This window comes from Kribbella sp. NPDC051137, assembly GCF_040682535.1.
GTDB classification, from domain to species: domain Bacteria; phylum Actinomycetota; class Actinomycetes; order Propionibacteriales; family Kribbellaceae; genus Kribbella; species Kribbella karoonensis.
Map to the genome: position 1 here is coordinate 706,504 of NZ_JBFBBI010000001.1, position 15,769 is coordinate 722,272.

17 protein-coding genes and 1 riboswitch are annotated in these 15,769 nt (G+C 69.6%); of the genes, 4 read left to right on the forward strand and 13 right to left on the reverse strand.

The annotated features are described in order from the left end of the window. Positions 1–99: 99 nt before the first annotated feature. From AB0M51_RS03405 to AB0M51_RS03455, 11 genes are all read right to left on the reverse strand, one after another. A complete protein-coding gene (locus tag AB0M51_RS03405; RefSeq protein ID WP_363747934.1) occupies positions 100–1,179 on the reverse strand; it encodes a sugar ABC transporter substrate-binding protein in 1,080 nt (359 codons plus the stop codon). Between the two features lie 80 nt (positions 1,180–1,259). Next, complete coding sequence (locus AB0M51_RS03410; protein WP_363747936.1) at positions 1,260–2,435, reverse strand: ROK family transcriptional regulator; 1,176 nt, start codon at positions 2,433–2,435, stop codon at positions 1,260–1,262. A 150-nt stretch (positions 2,436–2,585) separates the two neighbouring features. Next, positions 2,586–3,416, reverse strand: coding sequence for an adenosylcobinamide-GDP ribazoletransferase (locus AB0M51_RS03415; protein ID WP_363747938.1), 831 nt, complete (start codon positions 3,414–3,416; stop codon positions 2,586–2,588). Next, positions 3,413–3,940 carry a bifunctional adenosylcobinamide kinase/adenosylcobinamide-phosphate guanylyltransferase gene (locus AB0M51_RS03420; protein ID WP_363747940.1) on the reverse strand — a complete coding sequence of 176 codons (528 nt, stop codon included), beginning with the start codon at positions 3,938–3,940 and terminating at the stop codon, positions 3,413–3,415. Before AB0M51_RS03420 ends, AB0M51_RS03415 begins: the two co-directional genes overlap by 4 nt. Beyond that, on the reverse strand, positions 3,933–4,742 hold the full coding sequence (locus tag AB0M51_RS03425; protein WP_363747942.1) for an ECF transporter S component: 810 nt from the start codon (positions 4,740–4,742) through the stop codon (positions 3,933–3,935). The genes AB0M51_RS03420 and AB0M51_RS03425 overlap by 8 nt, the downstream gene beginning before the upstream one ends. Beyond that, the gene (locus AB0M51_RS03430; RefSeq protein ID WP_344201639.1) at positions 4,739–6,346 is read right to left on the reverse strand and encodes an ATP-binding cassette domain-containing protein; all 1,608 of its coding nucleotides are present in this window, start codon (positions 6,344–6,346) and stop codon (positions 4,739–4,741) included. The genes AB0M51_RS03425 and AB0M51_RS03430 overlap by 4 nt, the downstream gene beginning before the upstream one ends. Continuing rightward, positions 6,343–7,428, reverse strand: coding sequence for an energy-coupling factor transporter transmembrane component T (locus AB0M51_RS03435; protein ID WP_344201637.1), 1,086 nt, complete (start codon positions 7,426–7,428; stop codon positions 6,343–6,345). Before AB0M51_RS03435 ends, AB0M51_RS03430 begins: the two co-directional genes overlap by 4 nt. After that, positions 7,429–8,136, reverse strand: a complete 708-nt coding sequence (locus tag AB0M51_RS03440) for an SCO2322 family protein (RefSeq protein WP_344201635.1) — start codon at positions 8,134–8,136, stop codon at positions 7,429–7,431. A 116-nt stretch (positions 8,137–8,252) separates the two neighbouring features. Then, positions 8,253–8,321, reverse strand: a riboswitch (cobalamin riboswitch). Positions 8,322–8,353: 32 nt separating this feature from the next. After that, positions 8,354–8,563: a hypothetical protein gene (locus AB0M51_RS03445; RefSeq protein WP_325035728.1), complete on the reverse strand. Its 210-nt coding sequence runs from the start codon at positions 8,561–8,563 to the stop codon at positions 8,354–8,356. After that, positions 8,560–9,570 (reverse strand): aldo/keto reductase family protein, encoded by a 1,011-nt coding sequence (locus AB0M51_RS03450; protein WP_344201631.1) that lies wholly within the window; start codon positions 9,568–9,570, stop codon positions 8,560–8,562. The genes AB0M51_RS03445 and AB0M51_RS03450 overlap by 4 nt, the downstream gene beginning before the upstream one ends. A 23-nt stretch (positions 9,571–9,593) precedes the next feature. Continuing rightward, a complete protein-coding gene (locus AB0M51_RS03455; protein WP_344201628.1) occupies positions 9,594–10,181 on the reverse strand; it encodes a DUF3043 domain-containing protein in 588 nt (195 codons plus the stop codon). 164 nt (positions 10,182–10,345) lie between these two features. Between AB0M51_RS03455 and AB0M51_RS03460 the strand changes: the two genes are divergently transcribed. The 4 genes from AB0M51_RS03460 to AB0M51_RS03475 all read left to right on the forward strand — a co-directional run bounded on the left by AB0M51_RS03460 (position 10,346) and on the right by AB0M51_RS03475 (position 13,781). Beyond that, positions 10,346–11,164: a PspA/IM30 family protein gene (locus AB0M51_RS03460; RefSeq protein WP_344201625.1), complete on the forward strand. Its 819-nt coding sequence runs from the start codon at positions 10,346–10,348 to the stop codon at positions 11,162–11,164. After that, complete coding sequence (locus tag AB0M51_RS03465) at positions 11,161–11,436, forward strand: hypothetical protein (protein WP_344201623.1); 276 nt, start codon at positions 11,161–11,163, stop codon at positions 11,434–11,436. The genes AB0M51_RS03460 and AB0M51_RS03465 overlap by 4 nt, the downstream gene beginning before the upstream one ends. Before the next feature lie 283 nt (positions 11,437–11,719). After that, complete coding sequence (locus AB0M51_RS03470) at positions 11,720–13,246, forward strand: sugar transferase (protein WP_344201620.1); 1,527 nt, start codon at positions 11,720–11,722, stop codon at positions 13,244–13,246. Beyond that, positions 13,236–13,781, forward strand: coding sequence for a sigma-70 family RNA polymerase sigma factor (locus AB0M51_RS03475; protein WP_344201617.1), 546 nt, complete (start codon positions 13,236–13,238; stop codon positions 13,779–13,781). The genes AB0M51_RS03470 and AB0M51_RS03475 overlap by 11 nt, the downstream gene beginning before the upstream one ends. 24 nt (positions 13,782–13,805) lie before the next feature. Here the strand turns inward: AB0M51_RS03475 and AB0M51_RS03480 are convergent, their stop codons facing one another. Beyond that, positions 13,806–14,144: a hypothetical protein gene (locus tag AB0M51_RS03480; RefSeq protein WP_344201615.1), complete on the reverse strand. Its 339-nt coding sequence runs from the start codon at positions 14,142–14,144 to the stop codon at positions 13,806–13,808. 2 nt (positions 14,145–14,146) lie between these two features. Continuing rightward, positions 14,147–15,763 (reverse strand): right-handed parallel beta-helix repeat-containing protein, encoded by a 1,617-nt coding sequence (locus tag AB0M51_RS03485; RefSeq protein ID WP_344201612.1) that lies wholly within the window; start codon positions 15,761–15,763, stop codon positions 14,147–14,149. Positions 15,764–15,769: the final 6 nt, after the last annotated feature.

Consider the following 15,769-nt stretch of genomic DNA (forward strand, 5'->3'; position numbering starts at 1 on the left):
CGGCGGGGCGGCCGGTGGGAACAGGCTCTGCCGGTTCCGGAACCTGAAAAGACCGGCGTTGCCCCCGCACCTCACGACGGGGGCAACGCCGCGGGGCGGTCAGTTGGTGGAGAGTCCGGCGGCGGCGCACGCCGCGGCGAACGACGCCGTACAGATGTCGGTTATCTTGTACAGGTTGTCCTTGACCACGGTGTCCTTGATGTTCGCCTTGGTCACCGCGACCGGGTCGAGAATCGTTGCCGGTACGCCGTTCTTGTCGGTGGTGGACTCCGGCTTGCCGCCGTTCGCCAGCGCCACCGCGCCCTTGGCGGCGGCCTCGGCCTCGGGCTTGACCGCCTTGTAGATGGTCATCGCCTGGTCACCGGCGACGATCCGCTGGATCGCGGCCAGCTCCGAGTCCTGCCCGGTGACCGGCGGCAGTGGCTTCACGCCGCCGCCCTTGAGCGCCGCGATCGCGCCGCCCGCGGTGCCGTCGTTGGCGGCGTACACACCGACGAGGCCGTTCTTGATCGCGCTCAGCTGGCCTTCCATCCAGGCCTGCGCCTTGTCCGGGCTCCAGTCCGGCGTGTCGAACTCGGCGGCGATCTTGAACCCGCTCGAGTCCAGCACGCTGTGCGCGCCCTTCTTGAACTCGGCCGCGTTCGGGTCGGTCGGTGAGCCGTTGATCATCGCGATGTTGCCGGACGTCTTGCCGGCCGCCTTGAGGGTGTCGACCAGGGTCTGTGCCTGCAGCTTGCCGACGGCCTCGTTCTCGAACGACACGTAGTAGTCGGCCTTGTCGATGAACCGGTCGTACGCGACCACCGGGACGTTCTGCGCCTTCGCGGAGGCGGCGACCGCGGCGGCAGCCTTGCCGTCGACCGGGTCGAGGACCAGGACGTTCGCGCCCTGGGTGAGTGCCGCCTCGGCCTGCTGCTGTTGCTTGGACGCGTCCTGGTCGGCGTTGCTGTAGATCAGCTCGCACTTCGCGCAGGCGGCCTTCAGCGCTTCGGTGAACAGCGGGCGGTCGAGGGCCTCGTACCGCGTGGTCTTCGACTCGGGCAGCAGCAGCGCGATCTTCTTGGCGTCGCCCTTGCTGCCGGAGTCGCCTGAGTTGTCTTTGCCGCAGGCCACCAGCGAGGTGGCCAGGGCCGACACGGCGATGCCGAGGCCGACGAGACGGAATGCGGAGAGAGACATGTGGCGGCTCCTTGACGGGACAGGCCGATTTGGCCTGCCCGCAGTCAAGCCGGGTCAGCCCTTGACGTCAAGACTTGAATTCAAGAAATGGAGATATTGGCATGAGTCAGCATCGACGCCCGGTGGATCGCGCCGACGATGTCGGCCCGGTCGCCGAGCTCGGCGGGCCGCAGTTCGACGGTCGCGGCGGCGCTCGGGATCGCGCACCGGTCGAGCGCCTCGCGGAGCGGGCCGAGGATCAGTTCGCCGGCCTCGGCGAGCAGGCCGCCGACCACGATCGCCTCCGGGTTCAGCAGGTTCACCACGCCGGCGACGGCGACGCCGACCCGGCGGCCGGCGTCCTCGATCACCCGGCGGCAGCCCAGGTCGCCGGCCAGCGCGCGGTGCACGATGTCCTTCAGCCGCAGCGGTCCGTGGGAGGCGGCGAGGCTGCTGATCAGTGCGCGGGAGCCGACGAACGTGTCCAGGCAGCCGCGGTTCCCGCAGCGGCAGATCGGGCCGTTCTCGTCGATCGTGACGTGGCCGATCTCTCCCGCCGTACCGGCCGAGCCGCGGTAGACCTCGCCGTCGATCACGATCCCCGCGCCGACGCCGTACGAGAACTTCAGGTAGCAGCCGTTCCGGACACCGCGCAGGCCGCCGGCCCGGAGCTCGCCGAGGGCCGCCAGGTTGGCGGTGTTGTCGAGCGCGACCGGGGCCCGCAGGTACGCCGACATCGCGTCGGTGACGTTCACGCCGCGCCAGCCGGGCAGTACGGCGTCCGACCCGGCCTCGCCGCTGATCGCGTCCACCGGCATCGGCAGCCCGAACCCGATCGCGGAGATGTCCTCGACGCCGGAGCTGACCGTCTCGGCCAGGTCCGCGAGCAGCCGGGCGGCGCGTTCCATGCCCTCGTCGGCGACGTGGTCGGCCTGCAACGGCATCAGCTGCTGGGCGAGGATCTCGCGGGAGCCGTTGGCGACGGCGACCCGGACGTCGCGCTCGCCGAACGCGACACCGGCCAGCAGGCCGCCGCCGGAGGCGAGTGACACCAGGACGGCGCGGCGGCCGTTGCGGATGCTCCGGGAGAGGCCGACCATGCCGGTCTGGTCGAGCTCCTTCACCATGTTCGACACGGTGGCCGCGGAGAGGCCGGAGGCGGCCGCGATCTCGACCTGGGTGAGTGGGCCGTGCTGCCGGACGACATCGAGAACGCGCGCACGGTTGGCTTCGCGCAGCGAAGCCTGCGAGCCCGGGGCCGGACGGGTTGCGTTCATTACATAAAGATAACGGATCGCGGGGCGTACCCGGCCGCCCACCGGTCGTGAACCATGAACATCAGTCGCAACCTCGCCGTCACTACCCCACTTGATCGTTCCATCGGCGACAGTAGACCACCGCGGGGACAGCGTGGTGGAGGTGAGCGCTCACACGGTCAGGGCGAGGGCGACGAGGGCTACCGGGAGGGCCAGTTCGACGGTGGCGCCCAGTACGTCACCGGTAGTTCCGCCGAGCTTCTTGGTCGCCTGACGGCTGGTGAGAAGGCTGGTGACGACCGCGAGGAGGACGGCGCTGCCGACGCCGATCAGCTGCCAGGCGCTCGCGTCTGGTGGGGTGCTGGTCGGGTGTTGGAGCGAGGTGGGGGATGCGGGTTGGAGCCAGGTGAGGGTGGTGGTTGCGGCGAGGACCAGGGCTGTGGTGAGGGTCGCGGTAGCGGGGCGGATCGTGGCGGCGACGACGGCGCCGAGGCCGTCGGGGCGGGCGGCGGGGATCGACGTACGGCAGGACCAGGGGAGGGTGAGGCGGCTCGCGACGGTGGCGACGAGGATCGCCTGCCAGCCGAAGCCCGCCTGTACGCACGCCGTCAGCGCGGCGACGTCGAGCAGCAGGACGCCGGCGATCGCGACCACCCCGAACGGGCCGATGTCGCTCTGCTTCATGATCTGCAACATGCGCTCGCGGTCTCGCCGCGATCCCAGCGCATCGGCGTAGTCCGCCAACCCGTCCAGATGCAGCCCACCCGACAACCCGGCGACGACGAGAACTCCGAGCACCGCCGCCAGCAACCCCGCGTCCGGCCGCACGAGTTGCACCAGCGCGACCACCCCGGCTGCAATCCCACCCATCACCACACCGGCGGCGGGCGCCAACACCATCGCCCACCCGCCCACCACCCGATCCACCCGCCGCGGAACCCCTGCCGGAAGAACAGTCAGCGTCCCGAACGAGAGCCGCAACCCATCGGTCAAAGTGCTCATGTGAGTGGCATGGTGCGGCCGGCGATGGTCCAGAGGACTTGGTCGGAGGCCAGGGAGATGGTGGTGTTGAGGCGGCCCATCAGGTCGCGGAAGAGGCGGGTACCGGGGTCGGCGGGGACGATGCCGGATCCGACGTCGTTGCTAACGGCAACTACGCGGCGAGGGGTGGCGGACCAGGCGTCGGCCAGGGCGGCGAGGTGCTGGTCGACGACGGTGGCGCGGGTCAGGTCGGACCAGACGTCGGTGGCGTCCATGGTGCGGGACAGCCACAGGGTGAGGCAGTCGATCAGCAGCGGCGGGCCGGGGGATTCCAGCAGCGGGACCAGGTCGATGGTCTCGGCCAGGCCCCAGGACTCCGGGCGGCGCGAGCGGTGCAGGGCGATCCGGTCGGCCCATTCGGCGTTGCCGGAGTCGTCTCCGCCGGTGGCGACGTACACGACGTCCGGTACGTCGGCCAGCAGTCGCTCGGCCGCGATCGACTTGCCGGAGCGCGCCCCGCCGAGCACCAACGTACGCTCACCCATTCGTCCTCCCGGGTTCGAAGACCACCGGCGCCTCGAACGCCGCCTTGCGGGCCGTCCGCCGGAACGCGTTCAGGATCGGCCGCCCGAGCACGAGCACCAGCACCGCGCACAGGATCCCGCGCGGAATGTCCCACCCGAGCGACGTCGCCACCACGAACAGGAAGTACCGGTGCAGGTTCTCGGCCAGCGCGTCACCCGGCACGAACGAGAAGTCGCTCCCGAACGTCGCGTACGGCCAGAACCACAGGTTCATGATGATCCCGTACAGCACCCCGGACACCAGCGAGTACGCCGCCAGCAGCAGCAGCTCGAGCCGACCGCCGATCCGCGGCAGCAACCCGGCCAGGCAGCCGACCCACGCGCACGCGAACATCTGGAACGGCATCCACGGCCCGACCCCGCCGCTGATCAACGCCCCGCCCAGCAACGACGCCGCACCCAGCACGAACCCGAACCCGGCGCCGAACGCCCGCCCGGCCAGCACCAGCAGGAAGAACCCGGGCTCGAGCCCCGCCGTACCAGGGCCGAGCGCCCGCAGCGCAGCGCCGACCGCCGCGAGCATGCCGACCAGCGAGATCACCTTCGCGTCGATGCCGGCCTCGGAGAGCTCCGCGAGTACGACGGCCACCAGCAAGGGCAGCAGCAACACGAACAGCCACGGGGCGTCCGTGGTGTGACCGATCGCCGCCGCGCCTGCCTGGGGCGTGCGGAAGAACAACGGCCAGGCGAACGCCAGTACGCCGACGAGTGAGGCGACCAGCAATGCGACCGTGCTGCGGGGCTTCAGCCGGATCAGGTTCATGAAGCACGATCCAGTGCGTCGGCGACTTCTCCGACCGTCAGGAACGGCAGCGGCGCAAGGATCTTCGCGACCTGCGGTGCGAACGCCGGCGACCCCGCGATCACCTCGGCCGTCGGGCCGTCGCTGACCAGCTCACCGTCCGCGAGCACCATCACCCGGGTCGCGACCTCGGCCACCATCTCCACGTCGTGTGTCGACAGCACCACCGCATGCCCAGCAGCCGCCAGCTCGCGCAGAATCGCCACGAGCCGCCGTTTCGCGCCGTAGTCGAGCCCACGTGTCGGCTCGTCCAGCAAGAGCAGCGGCGGAGCGCCGCACAGTACGACGGCCAGCGCCAAGCACAACCGCTGTCCTTCCGACAAGTCGCGCGGATGCATGTCCAACGCGACATCCGGCGCGAGCCGCTCCAGCAACGCCCGGCAACTACCAGCGGGCACCTTGAAGTCCGAGTCCGCGCTGGCGCACTCGTCCGCGACCGTAGCGGCGTACAGCAGGTCAGCCGGCTCCTGCGGCACCAGGCCGACTGCCTTGACCAGTTGCTTCGGCTTGGTACGTCGTGGGTCCGCGCCGGCGGCAACCGCCGTACCGGAACGGGCCGGGACGATGCCTACGAGGGCGTTCAGCAGGGTGGACTTGCCTGCGCCGTTGCGGCCCATCAACGCGACCACCTCGCCGGCCTTGACGCCGACGGAAACACCACGCAGTGCTGTGACGGCGCCGTAGCCCACCACGAGATCCTTGCAGTGGGCGAGCTCGGCCCCCAACGGTCCCGCAGTACGCGACGGCGGGGAGGCCAAGCGGGATCGCAGGGTCGCGGCCGCGCGTCGTGCATCTCGTACGGACAGGGGGAGCGGTGACCATCCAGCCAGCCGGCCAAGCTCCACCACGGGCGGTGCGACCGGTGCGGTCACCATTCGCTCCGCGGGCAGTCCTGTAGACACGGCGGCACCCCCACCCGGTATTTCGATCACCCGGTCGGCGTACTGGATCACCCGCTCCAGGCGGTGCTCGGCCATCACCACGGTGACGCCCAGGTCGTGGACGAGCCGTTGGAGGGCAGCCAGTACCTCCTCGGCAGCCTGCGGGTCCAGCGCCGACGTGGGCTCGTCCAGCACCAGTACGGCGGGATGCGACGTGAGGGCCGCTCCGATAGCGGTCCGCTGCCGCTGACCGCCCGACAAGGAGGTGAGCGCCCGGTCGCGTACGTCGGCCAGCCCCAACAGGTCGAGCGTCTCCTCGACGCGGCGGCGCATCACGTCCGGCGCCACGCCCAGCGACTCCATGCTGTACGCCAGCTCGTCCTCGACCGTGTCGGTGACGAACCCCGCCATCGGGTCCTGCCCGACCATTCCGACCACGTCCGCCAGGTCCCGCGGCCGGTACTCGCGGGTGTCCCGCCCGCTGACCAGCACCCGCCCGGCGAGCGTGCCGCCGGTGAAGTGCGGCACCAGCCCGTTGATTGCCCGCAGCAACGTGGACTTGCCGGAGCCGGTGCGTCCGATCACCAACGCCAGCTCACCCTCCGGCACCGTGAAGCTCACGTCCCGCAGCGCCGGCTCGCGCGCCCCGTCGTACGTCACACTCACCCGCTCGAACTCGATCATGCGGCGCCCCTCTTCAACGGTGGTGCAGCGAGTGCGGGCACCAGTCCGATCAGTACGCCGACAACCGGCAGCACAGGTACTGGTGGGACCACCAACGGGCCCGCCAGCAGCAGTCCGTCCACGCCGCGCACCGCCGCGGTCACCATGACACCGGCGGCGACCACACCGGCCGCGACGACCAGCCACTCGGGCAACGCCCACGGATCCGGCCGGTACCGCGTCCTGCTGACCCGCTGACGTCCGACAGCCATGGCCGCGACTGCCAGGAGTACGCCGGCCACCAGTGCACCGGCTGAGACTGGAAACGCCATGGAGTCGGTCAGCAACGCGTAGACACCGAGCAGGATCCCCAGCAGCCCCAGCAGCACACACAACGCCGTGAGCCGACGGTGACTACGAGGAGCCTGCGCCGTACGCCCGTACCCGCGGGAGTCCATCGCAGCCGCCAGCTCCACCGAACGATCCAGTGCGCCCTCCAGGACCGGCATGGCCGTCGTACGGAAGGACGCGCGGGTACGGCCGCGCAGCCGGCGGGCACCACGGATACGACGGCCGTCCGTCACCAACTGTGGTGCGAAGGTCAGCGCCACGACACAGGCGACGCCCATCTCGTAGAGGGCTCCTGGCAACGACTTCAGCAGCCGTCGTGGGCTGGCCAATGCGTTGGCCGCGCCCACGCAGCACAGCATCACGGCCAGTTGGCCGCCGTCGTACAGAGCGGTGATGAGTGCCTCGGCCGTCACCTGACCGCCGAGCTTCACCCCGGCGGCCCAGTCCGGCAACGGGACCTGCGGCAGCGTGAACAGCACCGTGTTGCCCTGCGAGCGGGTCGACAGCAACGCCTGCAGGACCACACGGATCGCAATCACCAGCAGACCCAGCTTGAGGAACGCCGTGAAGCTGTGCGCCCAGGGCGCGTCACTGCGGCGCGCAGCCACGACAAAACCGGTGACCGCGAGGATGAGAACCAGCAGCACCGGGTTACGCGTCCTGCTGGCGGCCACAGCCATACAGAGCGCCCACAACCACCAGGCCCCCGGGTGGAGCGCCCGGGGGAGTGTCGGGTGGTGTACGGCGCGCATCTACTTGGCTGCGGCGCGCCGACGGTTGAGGAAGAACCCGCCGCCGGCCAGCAGCACGACCACGATGATCGCGATGATGATGCCGGTCCACGGCGTACCGCTGCTGCTGTTCGACGTCGACGACGCCGGCGCGGCGGCCGTCGAGCCCACGGCGGACTTGATCTCCAGCGTGACAGGCGGGTCGGTGGCCGGGACCTTGATGTTCTTCACCTGGTCGCCGCAGCCCTTCGCCGGGTACCCGTTGATCCCGCAGGTCAGGCCCTTCTCGATCCGGTCGGGCCCGGCCGCGGCCAGGATCTGCGCGCCGGTCGAGGTCGTGGCGGTCACCACACACGTCCCGGTGGCCGGGCCGGGGGTCTCGCCGGACACGGCGTCCTCCGGCGTACCCGGGTCGACGACCAGGGCAACGCGCTTCTTGCCGGTCTCGGCCGGGGTCTTCCCGCAGACGGCGGCGAAGTCGCCGGCCGCCCGCGGCACCCGCGGCTTGGCGCCGCCGACGGCAAACCGCCAGCCCTCGACCGCCCCGTCGGCCGGGACGGTGGCGTCGGCGCCCTTCTGTGAGAAGGCCCACTGGCCGTTGGTCCACTGGTAGTAGCCCCAGAAGCGGTAGCCGTCCTCGGCTCGGGCGCTGGTGGCAACGGTCCCAGCCAGCAGGAGACCCGCCAGCAGGCTGAGGACCAGTCGTAGGGTCCGGCGATGTGCAGTCATGGTGGTGTTCCTCGGTCGGGCCGCAGCCCGGTGGAGGAGGTCCCGCCTGCACCGGCAGGGTAGGGGCTCCACCCGCGGACCACGGCGGGTAGTTGAGCCTGACTGCCTGCGTCACAGTGTTCCGGCTTGCCACCAGGTGCGGTGGCCTACGGTTGCGGGTCAGCGCCGGACTTGGACCGGCTTCCCTGTGACGCAGGCTTGTTGGTTCGAGCGAACTCTACTCTGCCGAGGAGAGACTCATCGGGCCGTACACCTCACGGCCGTCCTCCAGCAGGTACACCTGACCGACGCCGCGGTCGGCCAGGTCCCGCCAGGTCTCACCCAGCCAGCTCTCGGCGTCGCCCTGGGCCGAGAACTCCGCGCCGCCGACCTCACCCGGGTCGACCAGCGCGCCGGTCGCGGTCTCGAACCGCCAGCTCCAGCTCACGAGTTCGGCCGCTTCTGCGGGGCGTTCTGCACGGTCTTCGCCGGATCCCTCTCGACGATGTGGCCGAGCACCTCGTCGATCCGCTTCAGCAGGCCCTCGTCCAGCGTGACGCCGGAGGCCTTGACGTTCTCGGTGACCTGCTCGGGCCGGGAGGCGCCGATGATCGCCGAGGCGACGTTCGGGTTCTGCAGCACCCAGGCGATCGCCAGCTGGGACAGCGACAGGTCCACCTCGGCCGCCAGCGGCTTCAGCTCCTGGACCCGGGTCAGGACGTCGTCGGTGAGGAACCGCTTGATGAAGTTCGACCCGTTCGCGTCGGTGGCCCGGGAGCCTTCCGGCGGCTGCTGCCCGGGCAGGTACTTGCCGGTCAGCACCCCCTGCGCGATCGGCGAGAACACCACCTGGCTGATCCCGAGCTCCTCGGACGCCGGGACGACCTCGCCCTCGATGACCCGCCAGAGCATGCTGTACTGCGGCTGGTTCGAGACGAACGGGATCCGCAGCTCACGGGCCAGCCGGTGACCCTCCTGGAGCTGGTCCGCGGTCCACTCGGAGACCCCGATGTACAGCGCCTTGCCCTGCCGGACGACGTCGGCGAACGCCTCCATCGTCTCCTCGAGCGGCGTCTCGGTGTCGAACCGGTGCGCCTGGTAGAGGTCGACGTAGTCGGTGCCGAGCCGCTTCAGCGAGCCGTTGATCGACTCGTGGATGTGCTTGCGGGACAGGCCGGTGTCGTTCGGTCCGCCGGGACCGGTCGGCCAATACACCTTGGTGAAGATCTCCAGCGACTCGCGGCGCTCGCCGGCCAGCGCCTCGCCGAGCACCGACTCCGCCTTGGTGTTGGCGTAGGTGTCGGCGGTGTCGAACGTCGTGATGCCGGCCTCCAGGGCGGCCCGGACGCAGGCCTTCGCCTGCTCGTTCTCCACCTGCGAGCCGTGCGTCAGCCAGTTGCCGTACGAGATCTCGCTGACCTTGAGACCACTGTTGCCCAGATAGCGGAAGTCCATGGTCCGACCCTAACTCGCCTCGATCAGGACGGCTTCTCGCCGCGCTTCACCATCGGCTTGGGCAGCCGCCAGCGGCGCATCTGCATGGTCCGCCGGACCGCGTAGAACCCGATGCCCTTGGTGGACTCCTTCGGGAACTTGATCGCGATCTGCTTCTTCAGCCCCGCGGTGAGCAGGAACCAGTCGCCGGCGATCAGCAGGATCATGAACAGGAACAGCAGGTTCACCATCCCGGCCAGCCACGGGAACTGCGGCGAGAACACCACGCCGACCAGCGACACCACCAGCAGGATCGGCAGCGCGAACTCCATCACCGAGTACCGGGCGTCGACGTAGTCCCGGGCGAACCGCCGGACCGGGCCCTTGTCGGCGGCCGGCAGGTACCGGTCGTCGCCGGTCTGCATGGCCGACTGCATCTTGGCCCGCTCGGTCCGCATCTTGTCCCGGCGGATCGCCGAGGCCTCCTTGCGGTTCCGCGGCTTCTTGAACGCCGCCTTCCGGGCCGCCTCCGCTTCCTTGCGGCTCGGGGTCGGCCGTCCCTTGCCGCCCGGCTTGCCCTGGGGCTCGGCAGGTACGGTGGTAGCTGTCTCAGACTTGGTACGACGGAACACGGGGTCAGAACCTCATTCGCAGGGCAGGACGCGTCGGGGTGGTCCCCGGACCTTCCTACTACTTTATCGGGGCCTGTCCCGATGGTGTGGTGACCCGGTGGGACATAGGGTGGACTGTACGCACGCCGGGTCGTCAGGCCGGCACAGAAGGGGTACGGATATCGATGAGCATCTTCAAGCGGATGTCGACGATCTTCAAGGCCAAGGCGAACTCCGCCCTGGACAAGGCCGAGGATCCTCGCGAAACCCTTGACTACTCGTATCAGAAGCAGCTCGAGCTGCTCCAGAAGGTACGCCGCGGCGTGGCCGACGTGGCCACCAGCCGGAAGCGGGTGGAGCTGCAGGCGTCCCAGCTGCAGTCCCAGTCGGCGAAGCTCCAGGAGCAGGCGCAGAAGGCGCTCTCGATGGGCCGCGAGGACCTGGCCCGGGAGGCCCTGACCCGCAAGTCCGGGCTGCAGGGCCAGATCGACGACCTGACCACCCAGCACGCCCAGCTGCAGGGTGAGGAGGAGAAGCTCACGCTCGCCTCCCAGCGGCTGCAGGCCAAGGTCGAGTCGTTCCGGACCCGCAAGGAGACCATCAAGGCCACCTACACCGCGGCCGAGGCGCAGACCCGGATCAACGAGGCGTTCTCCGGCATCTCCGAGGAGATGAGCGACGTCGGCCTCGCGGTGCAGCGCGCCGAGGACAAGACCCAGCAGATGCAGGCCCGGGCCGGCGCGATCGACGAGCTGCTCGCCTCCGGCGCGCTCGACGACGCCAGCGGCACGGTCAAGGACAACATCACCTTGGAGCTGGACCGGATGTCGTCCGGCTCCGACGTGGAGAACGAGCTGGCCGCGATGAAGGCCCAGCTGTCCGGCGGCAGCAGCACGCCCAAGGAGCTCTCCGGTGAGGCCCAGCAGGCCGCCCAGCCAGTGCAGCAGCCGGCAGCTCAACCTGCCTCGGAGCCGGCGCGACCTCAGGACGGAGATGTTCGGTGATCGTTCGCATCATGGGTGAAGGTCAGTGGCGACTGGCCGACGAGAAGCTGGACGCGCTCAACGCGGTCGACGGCGACCTGGAGAAGGCCGTGTCGTCCGGTGACGAGGCGGCGTACCAGACCGCTTTCGCCGCGCTGCTGGACTTCGTCCGCTCCGGCGAGAAGGTGCCGGACGACGAGCTGCACGACTCCGACGCGATCCTGCCCCCGTCGGACAGCTCGCTCGCCGAGATGCGCGAGCTGATCAGCGGCGACGGCCTGATCGCCGGCTGACGAACCTTCGGCGACCAAAGCCTCCGACCCGGCGATTGGTCACTTGAAGTAATCGTTTGAGACCTCCGGGAACCCGAATTCGGGCTCCCGGAGGTCTTTGTTTTACGGAACCTGGGAGTCGGGTTGCTCCGCGGTAAACACTCGCGTCAGGCGCTGTCCTCCGCCGCGACCACGTAGTACTCTCTGGTTCACGCCGTTGTGGGGGCGGCGTTGGACGAGGTCCGTGACGGGGTGTGGGTTGGTCACGGGGTTCGGTTTTTTCACCTGTGGGGGGTGACTGTGCGTGACTGAATTTGTCATGTCCGAGGGGTTGGCCGATCCGGCTGATCTACGGCCGGCGCCGTCGGGGGAACGACGTCGGCCGGTCTGGGTGGTGCCGGAAGAGATACCGGCGGTCGTGCCGCGGGCGGCACGGTTCACCGAGGCGCGCTGGGTCGCGAAGTACCGGTGGGCGGCGCTCGCGGGTGACCTGGGAGCGGCGCTGTTCGGTGTCTCGCTGGCGCTCGTGGTTCGGTTCGGTGCCCAGATCGACGTCCGCTACGTGCTGCTCGGGGTCGCGCTGCCGATCGCCTGGCTGGTGTGTGTCGCGCTGGAGCGGGGTTACGAGAGCCGGTACTTCGGCACCGGGCCGGAGGAGTTCCGGTCGATCATCCGGGCCGCCGTCGCGTTGACCGCGCTGGTCGCGGTGACGTCGTACGCGACGAAGAGCCAGGTGGCGCGTGGGTTCGTCGTGCTGGCGGTGCCGATGACGTGTTTCGCGGCGATGTTCGCGCGTTGGGTGCTGCACCGGCAGATCTCGAGGCGCCGGTTCGCCGGCCGCTGCATGCGCCGGGTACTCGTTGTCGGGCGCAACGACCAGGTGACCACGCTGCACCGGCACCTGGAGGAGCGGAAGACCGACGGGTACGTCGTGGTCGCGAGCTGCCTGCCGCGCGGCGACACGCCGGACGAGCCCGGGCCGGAACGCCTGGGCCGTGCCGAGATGGACATCCTGAAGGCCGTCGACGAATGGGACGTCGAGGTGGTCGCGGTGGCCGCCGACCCGGAGCTCACCGGGCATTCCTTGCGGAAGCTGTCCTGGGCACTGGAACAGCGCGGCGTCGAGCTGATCGTGTCGCCGGGCATCGTCGAGGTGGCCGGTCCGCGGATCTCGATCCGGCCGGTCGCCGGGCTGTCGCTGCTGCACCTGGAGCGGCCGTCGGTGAGCGGTGGCCCGCACGTGCTGAAGAACATCTTCGACCGGGTGGTCGGCTGCCTGCTGATCCTGGCCCTGCTGCCGCTACTGCTGGTGACGGCGGTGCTGGTGAAGCTCACCAGCCGCGGTCCGGTGCTGTTCCGGCAGACCAGGGTCGGCCGCGGCGGCGAGCAGTTCCGGATGCTGAAGTTCCGCACGATGGTGGCCGACGCCGAGGAACGCAAGGCCGAGCTGCACGCGCTGAACGAGGGCAACGGGATCCTGTTCAAGCTCCGCGACGACCCGCGGGTGACGAGGATCGGGCGGTACCTACGGAGGTTCTCGATCGACGAGCTGCCGCAGCTGGTGAACGTGCTCCGCGGGGACATGTCGCTGGTCGGCCCGCGTCCGCCGCTGCCCGCCGAGGTGGCGCAGTACCAGCTCGACGACGCGCGCCGGATGCTCGTGAAGCCCGGCCTGACCGGCCTCTGGCAGGTCAGCGGGCGCAGCGATCTGACCTGGGAAGAGTCGATGCGGCTCGACCTGCGGTACGCCGACAACTGGTCGATCGCGCTGGATCTGCTGATCCTGTGGAAGACCGCCCGCGCCGTCCTGGGGAGCGACGGTGCTTACTAAGGACTTCGATCAGACGACGGTCGTCGACGCCGCGTCCGGGGACCAGGGTGCGTGGAGCCGGCTGGTCGACCACTACGCGCGGCTGGTCTGGGCCGTGACCCGTAGCTTCCGGCTGACCGACAGCGACGCCGCCGACGTGTCGCAGGTGGTCTGGCTGCGGTTGCTCGAACACATCGATCGCGTCGACCCCGGCCGGGTCGGCGCCTGGCTGGTCGTCACCACGCGCCGGGAATGCCTGCGGGTACTGGCGTTCCGCAAGCGCGTGCTGCTGACCTACGAGGCGACGGCGTTCGAGGAGGTGGCCGGTGACCAGCCTGAGCTGGACGCCGACCTGCTCGCGGGCGAGCGCGCCGACGACGTACGGCGGGCGCTCGAAAGCCTGCCGGACCGGTGGCAGCAGCTGCTCGGCATGCTGATGGCCGACCCGCCGGCGCCGTACGCCGAGATCTCCGCGACGATCGGGATCCCGATCGGCAGCATCGGCCCGATCCGCGGCCGCTGCCTGGAGAAACTCCGACTGCTACTTGCCTCCTGAGACACCAGACCCGGTCCGGACCGCCTAAAGCATCACCCAGGCGGTCCGGACCGGCCTTTGTGTACCTGCGGGCCACCGCAACAGGAAGCTCACCAGCCGGGTGGCCTTGTCGCCGCAGGCTTCCACCACGACTGGCCCGGTGGGTAATACCCGCAGTTCCACGCCCAGTTCGGTGCGGTCGACGTCCAGCGTGACGCCGTACCCGGCGAACCGCAGCCGGCGGACGCCCTCGCTTCCGGGGGCGTCGACCAGGCTGTCGAAGACCAGGTCGAGGATGTCGACGTCGCGGTCGTACCGGCTGAATGCCGCGTACCCGATGCAGCGGAGCAGTGCGATCTGCTCGCCGGCGACCCGCTCCGTCATGGTCAGCGCTCCCCGAGAACCTTGACCACGCTGTCCTGGTCCTGCCCGTACGGCGCACCCTGCCAGGCGGCCCAGTTCACCCGGTTGCCCTGCTCGTGGACGATGAAGTTCCACGGTCCGGCGTAGGTGTTGTTGAAGAACCGGTTGGCCTGGTGATAGGTGATCGCGTCCTGCACGACGGCTTTCTGGTACGGCGACCACGTGGGGTAGGTGCCCCAGTTGGAGAACAGGCCGTTGAAGCCGCAGCCGCTGCTGAAGCCGCAGATCGGGGAGACCTTGTCGGGGGACAGGCTGAACACGTTGTCGTGCACCCGCACGTTCTGCGTCTTCCACCGGCAGTCACGCAGGTACGGCTGGTCGCGGATGGTCGCGGCCGTGCACGTCTTGGCGTTCACCACCGACGGGTTGACCAGCGTGCCCACGCCGGTGCTGGTGTTGGCTGCCGATCCGGCGAACCGGTCGGCGTTCTCCCACAGGATCACTCCGGCCCAGTTGTCGGTGAACACGTTCCCGCTGATCTCGAAGGTCTGGTTGAAGACGCCGGGGACCCGCGAGTCGCTGCCGGACTCCGAGATGTACAGCGCCGGGGTCGGGAAGCCGTGGTTCGCCGGACCCTTGCCGAGGCCGTTGCGGACGAAGGTGTTGCCGCGGATGCCCGCGTTGTAACTGGTCTCGTAGATGATGCCTTCGGCCAGGTTGCCGGACAGGTAGTTGCCCTCGATCACGAACCCGGTGTTGTTGGTGTCCGCCCAGAGACCGGGGCTGTGGTTGTCGTGCACCCAGTTGGCGCGCACGACAGCCCCGGTGACCTCCCAGAACTTCCCACCGCCGGTGCACCCGCAGCCGCCCTTCAGCTTCTCCCAGTCGTCGGTGTTGTTGCCGGTGATCTCGTTGCCCTCGACGGTGATCCCGGCCACCTTGTTCGCGCTGTAGGCGTTGAAGCCGTACTGCCCGTTGGACTGCAGGCAGTTGCCGCGGACAACGTTGTGGTCACCGATCATCACCCCGGCGCCGGCGTTGTCCTTGATGGTGTTCGCGAGCACGTTCCAGCGCACGCCCGAGTCGTGGTTGACGACGCCCTCGTCGTTGTTGGTCCTGACCGGCCCGAAGTTCTGGATGGTGAGGTTCTTCACCGTCACGCCGGTGGCGTAGCCCGTGAACGCGTAGCGGTTCCGTCGCGCACCGTCCAGGATCGCGCCGGGCGCACCGACGTAGGTGTCGCGGTTCTTCGGGATCACCTGCGCGAACGGGCTGGTACCGAGCCGGTGGACGCCGGGCGTCAGCCAGAAGGTGGTGCCTTCCGGATGCGCCTGCGTGACTTGGTTGAGGTTGTCCGAGGTGGTGACCACGACGGCACCGGGCGGAGCGGACACCGGGCCGGAGAGCGCCTTCTGATTGGCGCAGATCCGGGCGGGTGGTGCGGTGGGCGCGGGGGGTGCGGGTGTCGTGACCGCGGTGGAGGATGCGACGCCGGGGCCGGTCGCGACCTGCCGTCCGGAGTGCAGGTGATAGCCGGCGAGGTCGGCGGTGACCAGCGCCGCGACAGCCAGTGCCGCGACGCCTGCAAGGACCTGCGGTTTGCGGAACCACGCGGCACGTCCGGGGGATTCGGGGGGCATGGGGAC